Genomic DNA, 17,062 nt, shown 5'->3' on the forward strand with positions numbered 1-17,062 from the left:
TTGTAATTTGCGATAATCGATTATTGCTTGTTCAAAATTTTGTTAGTCTAAATTAGTAAAAAACTATTAACATAAACATATAGTATTTACGCAAAAACTAATAATATATTACCTTATTTAAAAGATAATATTCTATCAGTAATTATTACATAATTTCATAAAAAAAGCATATTAGATAATTATCTAATATGCTTTGCATAGAAAGAAGGTTGTTTTAATTTTATTCTGTATACGAATTGAAATATGCATTTGATGATTCAATACCTAAAGAAAATTCTTTTGATGCTATTTTTTCATCCAAATCAATAATTAAAACTTTAGAATTAGATTCCATATTTTTTTGGAAACCAAAAATTGTATTAATTCCAACAGAAATCATATCAACATCTACATCTAACATAATTGGATCTTTTGGTAAAGTTGAAGCACTAGGTAGCATTTTATAAATAGAATTATTTAAAACGTAGTATAATCCATTTTGATAATGTGTAATACTTTGTGGGTGGTTTGTGTTATTTCCAAAATAAAAGTTCTTCTCAATTTCTAAAGAATTAGAATCTATCACAAATAATTCTCCTGCTGTTTCATCTTGATTCATATCTCCAGAAGCTAATAACCAAACATTTCCATGAACATCTGAAGTCATCGAGTTTAGTCCATTAATTAATTCTATTTCTTTAATCACTTTCTCTGTATTTATATCTATAACAGTTAGAAGATTACTATTTTCACCTCCATGTATAACAAATAATTTGTTATCAATAATCAGCATTTTTTCAGGTTTAGCAACAACAGGAATTTTACTCACTATAATATGAGTACTCATATGCATTACAGCGATATAATCATCATTTGAGTTTTCTTCATCTCCCCAATTTGAAATATACCCTTTTCCTTCTTCTCCTTCTAGTTCATTTGATACAAAATAAGAAGGGCTTGAAATATGCTGATGAATTGTTTCTATTTCAGTAAAACGATATCTGTCTACAGATACAAGTTTATTTTCTCCTTTTATAACAATCATCGCTTCATTAATGTAAAATCCTAAAGAACTTACATTATCTCCTAAACTTTGATTGTTTATTTTTTTATAAATATCATTTTCTACAAAAGATAAATTATATGATAAATAAGAAATACTTCCAGAAGTGCTTTCGTTTCCTTTATTTACAATTAATAATCCTTCATCATAATCTCCTTTTAGGTATCTGTCTTCTGTGTCTTTTCCACATGAAGTAATCAGAATACTTACTAAAAATAAATGTAGAAATAATTTAGTTAACTTCATTTTTTTCATACGTAGGGTTTAGTTTATATTTAAAAGTTGTATTTATTGATTCTTAAATCATCACGATAGTAGTTAAAACATTAAATAATAATTATTTAAAAAATAATAAATTTAAAAAACCTAAACAAAAATGAAGTTACATATTATAATTTCAACGGGGTATTATTTGGGATTTTAAAAATGCAATAACAATATTTAATATAAATGTATTAGCTTTACATATATTTTAACATACACAAATTTAAATATTTTTTTCATTTTAAGAGTAGTAAGAAAGGAAAAATAAATGGTAGATTTTAACTTAAAAATATAACTAAATGAAAGAGAATGGATTTTAAATGAAATCTGTTAAAATATTAATAATTTATTTACAATTAATTTTCTCTAAGAATATCGTTTTACCCTATTACAATACTATTTTAGTACTTGAATTCTGATAGAGATTTCATTTTAAAAAAGTTAGTTATTTGAGGTTTTATTTAAAATAGGTTGTGTTAGTTACAACCTATTTTTTTGCTAAAATCATATAACTCCTTATTATATGATTTTAGCAAAAACTTTATTTATGAATTTCGTATAAAATTAGTGCTATGAAGATTTTATTTAATGATAGTGTTCAAATTACCCTGAAATATTGCAAAGTAAATAGTATATTTGCAGCGCAAAATTTTGACTAAAAGAATACACATATAAATATGAAAGCAGGAATTGTAGGATTACCTAACGTAGGAAAATCAACTTTATTCAACTGTTTGTCAAACGCAAAAGCACAATCGGCAAACTTCCCATTTTGTACAATCGAACCAAATATTGGTGTTGTAAATGTTCCAGATCGTCGTTTGGAAATTTTAGAAGAAATGGTGAACCCAGAGCGTGTTGTTCCTGCAACTGTAGAAATCGTTGATATTGCTGGATTGGTAAGAGGAGCAAGTAAAGGAGAAGGTTTAGGAAACCAATTCTTGGCAAATATTCGTGAAACAGATGCTATTATTCACGTTCTAAGATGTTTTGATAATGATAACATTGTACACGTAGATGCAACTGTAGATCCAGTAAGAGATAAGGAAACGATTGACATGGAGCTTCAATTAAAAGATCTTGAAACTACAGAGAAAAGATTAGAAAGAATCAAAAGAACAGCAAAAACTGGAAATAAAGAAGCACAAAAAGAATTAGAAGTTTTACTTAAAATTCAAGAAGCTTTATTAGAAGGAAAGTCTGTAAGAACTATCGAGTTTTCTGAAGAAGAAATGGAAAACGTTGTTAGCAAAATGCAATACATTACTGCTAAGCCAGTTCTTTATGTTTGTAATGTTGACGAAAGTGCAGCTGTTTCTGGAAATGATTATGTAGAGAGAGTTCGTGAGGCAATCAAAGATGAAGATGCTGAGATTATCCTTTTAGCTGTAGGAACTGAAGCAGATATTAATGAATTAGAATCTTACGAAGAGCGTCAAATGTTCTTAGAGGATATAGGATTAGAAGAGCCAGGAGCTTCAAAATTAATTAGAGCTGCTTATAAATTATTAAACTTACAAACTTACTTCACTGCTGGAGTAAAAGAAGTAAGAGCTTGGACAATCAATATTGGAGATACTGCACCACAAGCTGCTGGAGTTATCCACACTGATTTCGAAAAAGGATTTATTCGTGCAGAAGTTACTAAGTATAATGATTTCGTTGATTTAGGAGGAGAAGCTAAAGTAAAAGAAGCAGGAAAATTAAGAGTTGAAGGAAAAGAATATATCGTTGAAGATGGAGATATGATGAATTTCCGTTTTAACGTATAATTTGTATATTTAAGTAAATTCAAAATAGGGTTAAGTTTTTAGTAAGCTTAACCCTATTTTATTCTAAATGAAGTTCGTAAATTTATAGTAGATAAATTTTTTCAATTTTTAGTTCTAAAATATCAATTTTACTAATGATACTATTAGAAAAACTAATAATTGACAAAAAAATCATTTCTATTTAAAAACTACTTTAGCAAGAGAAATTAATGAGAGTATGAAGGTTCCAAAGGATTGGTTTACAACATGGTTTAATACAGAATATTACCATTTATTATATAATAATCGTGATGATTCGGAAGCGCAAAGCTTCATGAAGAATTTAACTTCTTATTTAAAATTACCACAATCAGCAACTATTTTAGATCTTCCATGTGGAAAAGGAAGGCATTCAAAATATTTAAGTTCACTAGGTTTTCATGTTACAGGTATGGATTTATCTGAAAACAGTATTGAGTTTGCAAAACAATTTGAAAATGAAAATTTAGTATTTAAAGTTCATGATATGCGTGAACCTTTCCCTGAAAAGTTTGATGCTATTTTTAATCTTTTTACAAGTTTTGGATATTTTGAAGAAGACAAATTTGACATTCAAGTTTTACAAAATATAAAACATGGATTAAACGAAGGAGGAGTTGCAGTTATTGACTTTATGAATGTAGAGAAAGTTGAAAAAAATTTAGTAAAAAAAGAAATTCAACAAAGAGATAAAGTAGATTTTCATATTGAGCGAGCAATTGAAGATGGTTTCATCGTAAAACAAATTTCTTTTAATGCTAAAAATAAAGACTTTGTTTTTTACGAAAAAGTAAAATACTTAAATTTAAGTAAAATTGAATCGTATTTAGAGCAAGTAGGATTAAAATTAATTACTACTTTTGGCGGTTACAATTTAGAACCTTTTAACAAAGAAACATCAAATAGATTAATTTTAGTTGTCGAATGAGAAACATAGCGCTTATTTTATCAGTTTTAGTTGGAATAATAGTAGTTTATGGGATAAAACCAAGTGCGAAAATAGTTCATTTTTTACTAGCTTTTAGTGGAGCGTATTTATTATCAATTACTGCTTTACATTTATTACCAGAAGTTTATAGTCATGAAATTCATGCGCACACTTCTAATTATAATATTGGAATTTTTATTGTTTTAGGTTTATTATTACAAATAATTTTAGATTTCTTTTCAAAAGGTGCAGAACATGGACATATTCATATTCATGATAAAGGAAAAATACCATGGCTTTTAATTATAAGTCTTTGTATTCACGCCTATATGGAAGGAATTCCTTTAGCTCATAATCATGGACATAATACACTTCTATGGGCAATTGTAATACATAAAATTCCGGTAACAATTATTTTAGGAACATTTTTGATTCAAGCTAAATTTAATAAAAGTTTTTCTTTACTTTTTTTAATCATGTTTGCATTTATGTCTCCTCTAGGAAATTTATCAGGAGAATATATTCCGTTATTTGTCACTTATAAAACACAAATAACAGCTTTAATAATTGGAATATTTTTACATATTTCTACTACTATTTTATTTGAAAGCTCAGAGAACCACAAATTCAATTCTTACAAGTTTATTTCTATACTTGTTGGTGTGGCAGTTGCGCTTTTAGCATAAAATTTAATTACACTATACTTTATATTTTTTTGTTTATCAAAACGATAAACAACTTTAAGATTCCGTTTCATGATTTATTTATTGAAACGGAATTTTTTCAGTATTTTTGCTGAAAAATAAGGACATTTGAAAAAAATACTTTACATAGCGTTTTTACTTTTTTCTGCCTTCGGAATAGCGCAGGAAAAACAAATAAAATTAGTGAATGCTAATTTTCAAAATATAGATGAAAAGGAATTTCCTGGAGCAATTATCGCAACAGGAAATGTAGAATTTGAACATGATGGAGCGAAGATGACTTGTGACAAAGCAATTGTTTTTCCTAAAAGAAATTTTATTCAAGCATATGGAGATGTTTACGTAAATCAAGGAGATACAATTGTACAAACTAGTAAATATGCTAATTATGATGGAAACACAAAAAAAGCGATTTCTTGGGGAGATGTTGTCTTAAAAGATCCACAGATGACATTAACTACAGATACACTTCATTTTGATAGAGAAAAACAAATTGTTTTCTATGAAGATCATGGAGTAATTCGTGATAGCATCAATACTTTAGAAAGCAATCTTGGTCATTATTATTTAGAAACAAATAAATTCAAAGCACAATCTGATGTGGTTGTTACTGGAGAAGATCATGTTTTAAAATCAAATCATTTAGATTATTATACAAACTCGGGTATTGCTTACCTTCACGGACCTTCTACGATTACTAATGAAGAAAATTCTATTTATTGTGAAAAAGGGTATTTTAATACAAAAACAAACATTTCTTATTTCAATAAAAATGCAGAAATCCATTATTCTGACCGAATAATTGAAGGAGATAGTTTGTATTATGATCAACCAATTGGTTTTGCCTCCGCTACCGGAAATATCAAAATTACAGATACCATAAATAATTCTGTAATTAAAGGAAATTATGCAGAATTATTTGAATTAAAAGATTCTATTTTTATTACGCAAAGAGCAGTTGCAATTTCGGTTATGGAAAAAGATTCTCTTTATATGCACGGAGATACTTTATTCCTAACGGGAAAACCTGAGAAAAGAATTTTAAAAGCATTTAATCATGTGAAAATTTTCAGCAAAGATCTTAGAGGAAAATGTGATTCTATTTATTCGGATCAATCTACAGGTTTAACTTTTATGTATCGCAGTCCAGTTGTTTGGGCGCAAGGAAATCAGATTACTGGTGATACAATTGAATTAATTTCTAATGTAAAGACAGAACAAATGGATTCCTTAAAAGTTTATAATAATGCATTTGTAGTTCAAAAAGATAGTGTTGGATTTACACAATTAAGTGGTAAAAAACTTCTAGGAAAATTTCAAAACAATGATTTAAGAATTGTTGATATGCTTGGATATAGTAAATCAATTTATTATGTAAGAGATGAAGATGGAAAACTAATTGGAGTTGATAAACAAGAATCAAACACCTTAAAATTTTTGATTGAAAATAATGAAATTATCGAAGTACAAGCAATTGGTAACCCTGAAGCAAAAACATATCCTTTGAAAAAATTCCCAAGAGAAGAAAGGTATTTAAAAGGATTTATTTGGCGAGAAAGTGAACAACCTTTGACAAAAGAAGATATTTTTATTCCAGATGAAGATGGAGAAGAAAAATCAAAGGAAAACACGAAAAAACTAGTTCAAGAATAAAAAAGAAAAACATTGAAATCAGATTTTTATAAATATCAAGCGCAAACATCTAAGCATCCACTAGCTATTTCAATTAAAGCAGCTAAAGGTTCATATGTTTATGATAAAAATGATAAAGCATATTTAGATTTTATCGCTGGAGTTTCTGCAAATACTTTAGGGCATTCACATCCGAAAGTATCTGAGGCAGTCAAAAAACAGGTTGACACATATACACATGTAATGGTTTATGGTGAATTTATTCAAGATGAACCAGTGCTTTTAGCAAAATTATTAGCAGAGAATTTACCAGATCCATTAAACGCTACTTATCTAACCAATTCTGGAACTGAAGCTACAGAAGGTTCTATTAAATTAGCGAAAAGATATACTGGTAGAGCTGAAATTATTTCTTTCAAAAACGCATATCATGGAAATACACAAGGTTCTATGAGTGTTTGTGGAAATGAAGAAAAAAATGGAGCTTTTAGACCTTTAATTCCTGGAGTTCGTTTTATCGAATTTAATAAAGAGGAAGATTTACAAAAAATCACGAATAAAACAGCTGGTGTAATTGTAGAAACAATTCAAGGTGGCGCAGGTTTTCTAGTTCCAGAAAATGATTATTTAGCTAAATTAAAAAAGCGATGTGAAGAAGTTGGAGCTTTATTAATTTTAGATGAAATTCAATCTGGTGTTGGAAGAACAGGAAAATTATTTGGTTTTGAAAATTACAATGTAGTTCCAGATATTTTTATCACAGGAAAAGGTCTTGGTGGTGGAATGCCAATCGGAGCTTTTATATCTTCAAACGAAATCATGGAATGCTTGACAGATGGCCCTAAACTTGGACATATCACGACTTTTGGAGGACATCCTGTTATTGCAGCAGCAGCTAGAGCTACTTTAAAAGAAGTTATTGAAACTAACTTAATGAACGAAGTAATAGAAAAAGAAAAGCTTTTTAAGGAATTACTTCAACACAAAGAAATAAAAGAAATACGAGGAAAAGGTTTAATGCTAGCCATCATTTTAGAAACACCTGAAAAAGCTACAGAATTAATCCTTAAATGTATGGAAAAAGGATTGCTTCTTTTCTGGTTACTTTTTGAAGGGAAAGCTGCTAGAATCACTCCTCCCCTAACTATTTCTGAAGAAGAAATAAAAAAAGGTTGCAAAATTATTTTAGAAACTTTAGATGAATTATAAAAAGAAAGCTATCTAATTATAGATAGCTTTTATATTATTAATCTTTATATAATAAATAAGGATCTTCTAAATGAATTGTTTCTACTTTCGCCTTATCATCAAATTGAACAAAATATAAATCTTTCTTTAAATGTTCACTATCTTTTTTACTTAAATAAGTTTTTAATTTTAACAAATATCCATTTAATGCTTGCCCATCTTTAGCTTCTAAAGAATCAATTATTGCTTTTAAACTATCGCTATATTTTACAACTTCTTCACTTGGGCTTCCGCTTAACAACATAATATTATTAGATCTAAAGAGATTCTTTTCATGTGCTATTCTTCTTTTATTATTTATTTGAAAACTTTCAATTACAACTATAGAATCCAAATTAACATTTTGTTTAAGCAATGGTTTTAATCTATTTTCAAAACTGATTTTTAAATCATTATCATCAATCTTTTTATCGCAAGATGATAAAAAGATTGATGATAATGTAAATACAGAGAATAATATTTTTTTCATATAAAATTATTTTATTGAATTTTGAATGCTAAATATAAGAAGATATCTGAAATATCAAGTTAAAATTCTTCTCAAAAGCAGAATAAATAATTTCCCTTTTAAAAGAAAACTCCTCTCATATTTTCAAAGAATTTAAAACTTCTAAAATTCCATCTATTTCTTCAAAACCTTCTTCTTTTACATCGTCAACAGCTTCATGTTGCCAAGTTGTATGGAAAGGAACATAAATAGCTTTTGCACCAATTTTAACCAAAGGAAGTACATCAGAACGAAGTGAATTTCCTATCATTAAAAATTGTTCTGGCTCTATATCTAAATGTTTGATTAGTTTGATATAATCTTTTTCTTTTTTATCACTCATCACTTCTATATGATGAAAATATTTATCCAAACCAGATTTTTCCAATTTTCTTTCCTGATCCAACAAGTCTCCTTTTGTAGCAAGTACTAAACGCATTCCTTTTATATGAAGTGTTTTAAGAACTTTCTCTACATTTTCTAATAAAACAACTGGTTTGTTCAGCATGTCTTTTCCTATCTGGATAATTCTATTCATTACTTCATTTGGAACTTGATTGTTCGTAATTTCCAAAGCACATTCCATCATAGAAAGCGTAAAACCTTTAATTCCATAACCATAATGCACTAAATTTTGAATTTCCGTATTGAAAAGTTTTGTATCGATTTCTTCTTTATCACCGAAATCTTTTAAAAGTTCACAGAATTCAGCTTCTGCTTCACGGAAGTAAGTTTCATTTATCCAAAGAGTATCGTCTGCGTCGAATGCGATTGTTTTAATATTGCTATACATTTTTTAATCTTTTTATCGATTTTAATAATTATTCAATAGCTCACATCGAATTTAGAAAAGTCTTTGCAAAAATACATTAATTTATTCTTAAACCTAGAATTTCATAACATTTACCTAGAATTTTAAATCTATTTAAAAGCAATTATGAATTTAATTTGTATCAAAATAAATTTAAAAATTATGAGAGATGTAATGTTAATTACACATTTTATTGGTATTAGTATGTTTATCGGAACTGGTTTTGCTTTTATGTTTCTAGAAATATTTAATGCAAAACTTGAAAAAGATGAAAAATTAAAATTCACTAAAAGAATTTTACCTTTAAGTAGAATGGGACATATTGGTTTATTTATTCTAATTATGTCAGGAGGTTATTTAGGAACTCCATATTGGAAAGTAATGGATAATCTTCCGCTTTTTAGAGTGAAATTACTTTTAGTTTTATTATTAATTATAGTTATAAGTGTTATGGCTGTATTTACCAGAAAAGCAAAAAAAGGTAATGAGGAATACTACTTTAAAAAAATTGAACCATTAAGTAAAATTTCTTTTCTTCTAGGGTTTTCAATTATTATTTTGGCAGTAATGAATTTTCATTAAAATAAAAAAGGGATTGACTCAAATAAACCATTTGAATCAATCCCATAAAAAAAACAATAATTATATTTTATTTTCTAATTAAAATCTTCTTCGTAACTAAGTGTTTTTCAGAAATTATTCTCAAAATATATTCTCCGTTTGGTAAAGAAGAAACATCAAATTCTGTTTTTGGTGTTATCTTAGAATAATCTTTCTTCAACATTAACTTACCAGTTGTATTATGAATTGTTAAAGAAGCATCTTCAGAGATTACTAAATTAACTCTAGCTATATTCTGCACAGGATTTGGAAAAACTTGACCTAATTTTAAAGTACCCTCAAATTCTTCAACACTAACATCATTTCCGTCTCCATCTCCGTCACCGTCTCCATCTCCGTCACCGTCTCCATCAGTTATCAAACTATCTTCTACAACAGATCTTCTCCAAACACCTCTACCATAAGTAGAAACTAAAACATGATTTTCAATAGTATTAATCTCTAAATCTGTAATTCTTGTGTTTGGTAAACCTTCTTTATACAGAATCCATTCTTCAGTATTATCATCCATATAATAAACCGCATTATTCTGTGCTAAGTACAATGTATTATTTGGAGAATCAAATTGATGTGCAACTACAACATTTGACACACCTTCTGTAGGTAAATTATATGTTATATTTTGCCAAGTATCCCCAGAGTCTTCTGATTTATAAACATTATTTGAAGTTACAACATAAATAATATTAGGATCATTCTGGTTGAAATCGAAATTTCTTACAGGATCATCTCCTGAATAAGGAAAATTATTAAGTTGGCTAAAAGTTAATTGATTACTTGAACTAGGATTTGATAAATAAATACGATATCCATCATAAACTAACACTCTATTATCATCTGTTGGATCTACTCTAATTACCTCTAAATTATTTTGAAAAAATGAAGTTGTAGCTGAAACAAATTGATGATCTTCAATTTTGTATAAACTTTCAAAACCACCATAGATCGTCCCTCCTTTTCCAGCTTCTAATGGAGAAACCCAATTACCTGAAGTTTGGTTTGCAATATAAAAACCTCCTTCTCCAGTTTCAGCATTATATCTTCCTAAATAATATCCGAATTGAATAAAACTATAATAAATATCCGAATTTAATGGATCTACTGCAGCATCCATCCCATCTGCTCCATGAAATACTTTCCAGCTTTCATCTGAATAAGCAAAACCACCATTATCTTGTAAACCTCCAGCAACTTTTGTTGCATCTGCTTGAGCTACATCCAATCTATAAAATTGGCTAATATTAACTCCAGCAGTTTTATCATCAAATTTAACTCCATCATTCGAAGAAATATAAATTCCACCATCTGTTGAAGCATACACTTTATTATTATAATATTTCAAATCATGAATATCTGCATGCGTATAAGAACTATGGTTTGGATTATCCCAATAATTTAATTGCGAAAAAGTATTTCCTCCATTTGTAGATTTGAAAATATCAATACAACCAACTAAAACAATATCTTCATCTTCATCAGAAACTGTTAAAGCTAAATCATAACCTGCTTGAGAACTTCCTCCATAAATATCTAATTCAAAAGAATCATGCACTAATTCAAAAGAATCACCTGCATCTGAAGATTTATACAAACCTTTATATGAGTTTCCAGTATTTGAATACAAAACATAAAGAACTTCAGGGTTTGCAGGAGTTACATCAATAACAGTTCTGGATGTTTGTGGAATTGAATGTATTGTTTCAAATGTTTCACCTCCATCCGTTGATTTTAAAATCACTCTTTGAGATTGTGAATATCTTGAAACTAAATAAATAACAGAAGAATCATCTGGTTTAAGTCTAATTTCTTTTGCAAAATCATACGTTAACTGTGTCCAGTTTTCTCCAGCATCCGTAGATTTAAATAATCCACTACTTGTACAAACCCATAAATTATTAGAGTCGTTTGGATCAATCTTAATCTCACCTGCCATATAAAAACCTGTAAGATTTTCAAGCTTATTCCACGTCGCTCCTCCATCAATAGATTTATAAACTCCATCTGAATAAGAATCATACCCATCTTCATCTCCAGTTGAAATATAAATTATATCCGAATCATTATAATCTACTGCAATTCCTGAAACTCCTAATGACGGTAAATCACTTGTTAAAACTTCCCAGTTTTCTCCAGCATCTATAGATTTCCAAACACCTCCATTTGGACTTCCTATATAAATAATATCCTCATTACTAGGATCAACAGTTGTAATATTTACACGACCTTGTCCTGGACTATAAGATCCAGCATTTGTATGTGAAAAAGGACCTAAAGGCATCCATTCACTTGAGTCTTCATTTACAAAAGAAGATTTGAAATTTGACAGATTATTCCATGCTTCAGTCTGTTGTTGTGGTGTGAAAATTGTTCCATCTGGGTTTAATTGATTTCTCCAAGTTTCTTTCCACCTTTCATAGACTTTTCGTCCAGTAGATTTTTTTTGAACAGGAATATTTTCCCATTGCTTGTCTGCTTCTTTTACTAATTCGTGAAAATTTGAGGTTTTGTTTAATTCTTCTAGTTGATTTGGAACCTCTATATTTTGAGAGAAACAAAAAATAGAGATAGGAAAAAATAATAGGGGTAGATTTTTTCTCATGTTAAATAGTTTTTGTGAATTGCAATATTACACTTTATAATGTTAAAAAATAAATATATTCCCTACTTTTAACATATTTAAAAATCATATATAACACAAAAAAGCAAATATTATATATATTAAATATTTTTAATCCTAAAATTTTTTCACATCTAAAAAAACTAAAATATTTTCATTATCAACTAAATATCAATCAATTAAAAATTAATCTAAAAACCTATAATAGGTATGTACTGATAATTATTTCGACTTAAAACTTAGCAATATTATTTCATAAAAAAAGTCAGAGATAAACCCTGACTTTAAATATATGTTTTTTGAAAGATTACTCAAAAACTACTTCAAATGACATAAGGTCTTTATTTTCTAAAGAGTTTTTAACATCAAATTTTACATTCACGGTCTTTCTATCTTTAGAAATTATTGCAGATGGTACCGAAACAGATTTGATTCTTTTTGGGAAAACATATTCTAGCTCATATGATAATGATTCTTCTAACATTTCTATAGATTGAATCAACTTTTGAGTATCTGGATCATCAGACTCTACTTTTCCTTCAAACTCTGTTTCTTCAACTACTTCTACTTCAGCTTTCGATTCCTTTTTTTTATTTGAAAATCGTTTAAAAATCTTTCCATCGTAAGAATAATGAGTATTCTTATTCATTATAGAACCTTCTCCCAAAGGATTAACAGCTCCAGAAGACTCTTTAGCATTTGAAAGAGCATCTTCAATAGATCCACTCATATTATTAAGCTCATTGAACTTTGTGAATTTTTTTGAAAGAGTTAGTATTCCAAGTCCTTCATCTTCATCCATTTTCATATGCATTGTCATTCCACGTAGCATTTCAGCTTTCATTCTGTCTTCGTCCGTTTTAATACTGTCCTTATAAAGCTCTAAGAAATCGTCAAAAACAATAGTAGTATCAATTTTTTCTTTCTTTTTCTTAGAATCAGAATTAGTACCACCTCCCATATTTTTTGAAATAGATAAGATCGGCGACATATCCATTGACACTTCATAATCTCCAGACATATCATCATTAAAAACAATACGCTCTTTAATGTTACAAGACACTAATAATAGTGACAAACTTAATAATAGTAATAATTTTCTCATTTTTAATTTAAATTTTAAGCAAAGGTATAATAAATTGTATTTTTTTGTATTAATTTATTTAAGAATTAAGCTTATAAAATAATTATAGATCAAGTACGTTGCGTTCTCTTTTTTAAAAGTCATTATTCTAAAACATTGTGAAAATATATCGTATTTTTACCCTATGAAATCATTAAAAGAACTAATACTCTCTTCTGGAATTTCTCCTGAAAAAGAAAAAGAATTTATAAAGTCTATCCGTAAAATAAAAATCAAAAAAGGAACTTTACTACAAATGAAAGGCGATGTAAATAATAAAAGTTATTTCGTATGTTCGGGAATGTTGAGAAGTTATACAATTGATGCAAAAGGTAAAGAACATGTTTTTATGTTTGCCCCTGAAGGATGGATTATAGGAGATTTTCAAACTTATAATAATGAAATTCCTACTGAGTTATTTATTGATGCTCTTGAAGATTCGGAAATTGAAGTTATCGATTCTAAAAATCTACAAGAAGTGGATGATCTTCCTCAAGAATCATTAGTAAAACAAGTAAATTTATTATCTAAAAGAGTCGGTGTTTTACAAAATCGAATTTTAATGTTGATGAGTGCAACTGCTCTAGAACGTTATCAAGAATTTTTAAAAACATATCCTAATATTTCTCAAAGAGTTCCACAAAAACTAATCGCTTCCTATCTTGGTATCACTCCAGAGGCTTTGAGTAAAATCCGAAGACAGATGGTTAAGTGATTTTAATAAGATTAATATTTATTTTTTTGATTTCAACAACTTAATAATTGGTTTATAAGAAATCCAAACAACTAAGCATAATGTTAAAAATGAAGGTAAAGCTAAAATTTTATCTTCATTTACACCATTAAATAAATGCAGCCATCCGAAGCCAATATGAGATGCAACTGCACCAAATAAAAGAGGGATTAAAACGATACCTCCAAATGCTCTATATTTATTTTTTTTAGCACCTAAAAAAAATAAAATCCCACCGATTATTTCTATATATGGAATTATCGTCAGCATCAACTCTGGAAGAGGATATGCATAAAATGTTTCTGCCGGACCAAATCTAAAAATTTTAAAAAAAGCAGAAAGCAACATTAATGGGAGTAAAAAATAACAGCCAATAATTTTATATTTATTCATTTTAAAAATTATTTTATATTTAAATTACTGCATTAAATTACAATAATTAATGTATCCAATCACTCCAAAAAGGAATATTTAACTTTTTACATTTTTCAATCATCGAAAGCTTATACGCTAAAAGTTCAGGTTTCGGATTTCCATAAAAACAGTGATCTTCTTCATCATAACCATAATCAAATAATTTCTTAATATAATACCCTATTTCATGTAATAAATAATGTTTGATATTTTCTCCATAATAAATTACATCAGTATAAATTGACAAAACAGGACTATAGTTTTCATTTGGTAGAGAAACAACAAATCGATGTCCGAAAATAGGTAGTAATTGTGGACTTGATTTATATTTTTCTTTTAGAACACTTTCTATTTCATCAATAGTTGAAGGTTTTTCTCCCCAAGATTTCACCCACCCTCCATATTGAATTCCAACATCAATATTATTATAAGGAGAATTCAACATTTCTCTGATTTCTTTTTCATCTTTTTGCCAATTATAAAAAAATGGTCTATCAGCTAAATATTCACCTTTCTCTTCATTATAAAGCATTCTAGGTTCCATTTTATCAATGCAATGAAGAATTTTCAAAAACTCTTTATGCTCATAAGAAAATTGAATTTTATATTTTTTTTCAATTTCTAAAATTTCAGAAACAGATAAAGGCTGCCATTTAGCATTTAAAATCCATTCATTTTCTTCTAACTGACTCCAGTAAAATTCTGTTTGTTCTTTAAACCATTTTAAAAAATCAATATAATCTTCAGGAAATAACATTTTTAATCATTTTCTATTTTTATCACAATTATATAACATTTTTGAGTACATTTCGAATTATTATATAATTATAAAGTATATCTTAAAAAATAAATACAAACTGCTTGAATTTGTACTATTAAAAACTATTGCTTATTAAGAAAAAATGAAAATCAAAATTCTCAAAGAAAAAAACAAATTTAAATACCCTAAGAAGAATTTATTTGGTTCTATTTTAAATTCAGTTTTAAATAATTCTAGTTTTATTAAGACTAAAGAAAATTTGAACACCCCTTTTAGTAAAATATGTTACCAAAGTGATGTTAAGAATGTTACATACTATAATTGGCTACTTCCCTTTGAAGACATAAAACATCTGATTCCCAAAAACTTGGAATTAGAAACTTATAATGGAAAAGTGCTTTTTACAATATTAAACTATAATCATGGAAATTTAAGACCACGAACTTTAAATTCAATCAAATCAATATTTGGTTCGCCAAATCAAAGTAATTGGAGATTTTATTTAAAAAACACAACTTTATTTGATGAAAAACCAACTGTTCTTTTCTTATCGAATATCATGAATAGTTCTTTTTACACCTTTGGAAGTCGAGTTTTTAGTAATATTCTTCAAACACATTTACCTTTAAAATTTGAACATTATCTAGAAAATAATCATTTTTTTACTAAAATTGATTCTGGATATAGTTATGCTCCTTCCATAAATTTTCAATCTGAAATAGCTGAAAATTGGAAAATCCCTGAAGCGTATCAAAAAATAGCAAAGAATAAAGATGAATTATTGAATAAAATTTGTGTTCAAGATTATGCTATTACAGAACTTAAAGATAAACTTTGTGTTTCTGAGATTAATTTAGACTTTGACATAAAACAAATAAAACCTTTAAAAATTAAAACTTTAGAAAGTAAAGAATTAAACTCTTTCATAAAAAATCAAGATTGTTTTGCTTTTACGATCCCAAATTTAACTTTAAGAACATTAAACGAAAAAATACTAAAATGAATTTTATCGATTTTATCATCGGAGTATTATTAATGAATTCCATGCCGCATCTAATCTTTGGGCTGACCAAATCACATTTTCTAGGCTTGTTTGGTTATAGCTCAAAAGGAAATATTTCCTATGCAATCCTTCAGTTTATAATTTGTATTGTTTTATTATTCATTAATTATGATTTGAACGAAATATTAAAGAATTATTTTCTTTTAGGAAGCTTTACAGTATTAATACTATATTTTATATTAGGAAAATTTATGGTGAAATTTTATAAAAAACAAAAGCCTGAAAATAAATAAATGAAACAACAAGAAATTAGAGCAAATTTCGACAGAGATACAATTACTGTTTATCAAGCTTATAATGCAAAAATTGGGAAACCAGCTATAAAAAATAATCGTTTTGAACCTCCTTTTTCTTTTCAAAGAATGACCTGGATAAAACCTTCTTATTTATGGTTAATGGAACGAAGTAATTGGGGAACAAAAAGCAATCAAGATTATATTCTTGGAATAAAAATAAAAAGAGAATATTGGGAGAAAGCACTTTCCATGGGAATTTTGACACATCCAGATAAAGAAATTTATGCAAATGGTTGGGAATGGGAACAGCAATTTTCTAGAGCTAAAGTGCATATTCAGTGGGATCCTGAACGAAATTTGAAAGGAGGAAAATTACAAGAAAGATCTATTCAAGTTGGAATTAGCCGACATTTAATTGAAGAATATAATGAAAAATGGATTTCTGAAATTGTAGATTTAACTCCTTTAACGAAAAAAATAAATCAATTAAGAAAACAAGGAAAATACAAAGAAGCAAAAAGATTGTTACCTTCGGAGAAAATTTATCCTTTAGAAAAAGAAATTGAAACAAAAATTGGAATTAGATAAA

General features: G+C 27.6%; 17 protein-coding genes. 10 read left to right on the forward strand and 7 right to left on the reverse strand.

Annotation, left to right across the window (positions count from 1 at the left end; translation table 11 throughout):
- Positions 1 to 220: 220 nt before the first annotated feature.
- Positions 221 to 1,288: a YncE family protein gene (locus I0K12_RS06755; protein WP_196886434.1), complete on the reverse strand. Its 1,068-nt coding sequence runs from the start codon at positions 1,286 to 1,288 to the stop codon at positions 221 to 223.
- 695 nt (positions 1,289 to 1,983) lie between these two features.
- Between I0K12_RS06755 and ychF the strand changes: the two genes are divergently transcribed.
- From ychF to I0K12_RS06780, 5 genes are all read left to right on the forward strand, one after another.
- Entirely contained in the window at positions 1,984 to 3,078 is a 1,095-nt protein-coding gene (ychF, locus tag I0K12_RS06760; RefSeq protein ID WP_196886435.1) for a redox-regulated ATPase YchF, read from the forward strand.
- A 217-nt stretch (positions 3,079 to 3,295) separates the two neighbouring features.
- Positions 3,296 to 4,024 carry a class I SAM-dependent methyltransferase gene (locus tag I0K12_RS06765; RefSeq protein WP_196886436.1) on the forward strand — a complete coding sequence of 243 codons (729 nt, stop codon included), beginning with the start codon at positions 3,296 to 3,298 and terminating at the stop codon, positions 4,022 to 4,024.
- Complete coding sequence (locus tag I0K12_RS06770; RefSeq protein ID WP_196886437.1) at positions 4,021 to 4,710, forward strand: ZIP family metal transporter; 690 nt, start codon at positions 4,021 to 4,023, stop codon at positions 4,708 to 4,710. Before I0K12_RS06765 ends, I0K12_RS06770 begins: the two co-directional genes overlap by 4 nt.
- Before the next feature lie 126 nt (positions 4,711 to 4,836).
- Positions 4,837 to 6,381 carry an OstA-like protein gene (locus I0K12_RS06775; protein ID WP_196886438.1) on the forward strand — a complete coding sequence of 515 codons (1,545 nt, stop codon included), beginning with the start codon at positions 4,837 to 4,839 and terminating at the stop codon, positions 6,379 to 6,381.
- Positions 6,382 to 6,393: 12 nt separating this feature from the next.
- The gene (locus I0K12_RS06780; RefSeq protein ID WP_196886439.1) at positions 6,394 to 7,569 is read left to right on the forward strand and encodes an aspartate aminotransferase family protein; all 1,176 of its coding nucleotides are present in this window, start codon (positions 6,394 to 6,396) and stop codon (positions 7,567 to 7,569) included.
- Between the two features lie 37 nt (positions 7,570 to 7,606).
- Here the strand turns inward: I0K12_RS06780 and I0K12_RS06785 are convergent, their stop codons facing one another.
- A complete protein-coding gene (locus I0K12_RS06785) occupies positions 7,607 to 8,077 on the reverse strand; it encodes a hypothetical protein (protein ID WP_196886440.1) in 471 nt (156 codons plus the stop codon).
- Between the two features lie 115 nt (positions 8,078 to 8,192).
- Complete coding sequence (locus I0K12_RS06790; protein WP_196886441.1) at positions 8,193 to 8,888, reverse strand: HAD family hydrolase; 696 nt, start codon at positions 8,886 to 8,888, stop codon at positions 8,193 to 8,195.
- Positions 8,889 to 9,068: 180 nt separating this feature from the next.
- Between I0K12_RS06790 and I0K12_RS06795 the strand changes: the two genes are divergently transcribed.
- Positions 9,069 to 9,488 (forward strand): hypothetical protein, encoded by a 420-nt coding sequence (locus I0K12_RS06795; protein ID WP_196886442.1) that lies wholly within the window; start codon positions 9,069 to 9,071, stop codon positions 9,486 to 9,488.
- A gap of 67 nt (positions 9,489 to 9,555) precedes the next feature.
- Here the strand turns inward: I0K12_RS06795 and I0K12_RS06800 are convergent, their stop codons facing one another.
- Together I0K12_RS06800 and I0K12_RS06805 are read right to left on the reverse strand one after the other, a co-directional pair.
- The gene (locus I0K12_RS06800; protein WP_196886444.1) at positions 9,556 to 12,126 is read right to left on the reverse strand and encodes a VPS10 domain-containing protein; all 2,571 of its coding nucleotides are present in this window, start codon (positions 12,124 to 12,126) and stop codon (positions 9,556 to 9,558) included.
- 325 nt (positions 12,127 to 12,451) lie between these two features.
- Complete coding sequence (locus I0K12_RS06805; protein ID WP_196886445.1) at positions 12,452 to 13,249, reverse strand: hypothetical protein; 798 nt, start codon at positions 13,247 to 13,249, stop codon at positions 12,452 to 12,454.
- Positions 13,250 to 13,412: 163 nt separating this feature from the next.
- Here I0K12_RS06805 and I0K12_RS06810 point away from each other — a divergent pair, with 163 nt between their 5' ends.
- Positions 13,413 to 13,982: a Crp/Fnr family transcriptional regulator gene (locus I0K12_RS06810; protein WP_196886446.1), complete on the forward strand. Its 570-nt coding sequence runs from the start codon at positions 13,413 to 13,415 to the stop codon at positions 13,980 to 13,982.
- A gap of 18 nt (positions 13,983 to 14,000) precedes the next feature.
- Here the strand turns inward: I0K12_RS06810 and I0K12_RS06815 are convergent, their stop codons facing one another.
- Complete coding sequence (locus I0K12_RS06815) at positions 14,001 to 14,393, reverse strand: hypothetical protein (RefSeq protein ID WP_196886447.1); 393 nt, start codon at positions 14,391 to 14,393, stop codon at positions 14,001 to 14,003.
- 46 nt (positions 14,394 to 14,439) lie between these two features.
- Positions 14,440 to 15,171, reverse strand: a complete 732-nt coding sequence (locus tag I0K12_RS06820; protein ID WP_196886448.1) for a hypothetical protein — start codon at positions 15,169 to 15,171, stop codon at positions 14,440 to 14,442.
- Positions 15,172 to 15,316: 145 nt separating this feature from the next.
- Between I0K12_RS06820 and I0K12_RS06825 the strand changes: the two genes are divergently transcribed.
- The 3 genes from I0K12_RS06825 to I0K12_RS06835 are packed head-to-tail and all read left to right on the forward strand — an operon-like array spanning position 15,317 to position 17,061.
- Positions 15,317 to 16,177: a DUF2071 domain-containing protein gene (locus I0K12_RS06825; RefSeq protein WP_196886449.1), complete on the forward strand. Its 861-nt coding sequence runs from the start codon at positions 15,317 to 15,319 to the stop codon at positions 16,175 to 16,177.
- Positions 16,174 to 16,470, forward strand: a complete 297-nt coding sequence (locus I0K12_RS06830; protein WP_196886450.1) for a hypothetical protein — start codon at positions 16,174 to 16,176, stop codon at positions 16,468 to 16,470. The genes I0K12_RS06825 and I0K12_RS06830 overlap by 4 nt, the downstream gene beginning before the upstream one ends.
- The gene (locus I0K12_RS06835) at positions 16,471 to 17,061 is read left to right on the forward strand and encodes a DUF4291 domain-containing protein (protein WP_196886451.1); all 591 of its coding nucleotides are present in this window, start codon (positions 16,471 to 16,473) and stop codon (positions 17,059 to 17,061) included.
- The last annotated feature ends 1 nt before the right edge of the window (position 17,062 follow it).

It is taken from the genome of Aureivirga sp. CE67 (assembly GCF_015767245.1).
Classification (GTDB): domain Bacteria; phylum Bacteroidota; class Bacteroidia; order Flavobacteriales; family Flavobacteriaceae; genus Aureivirga.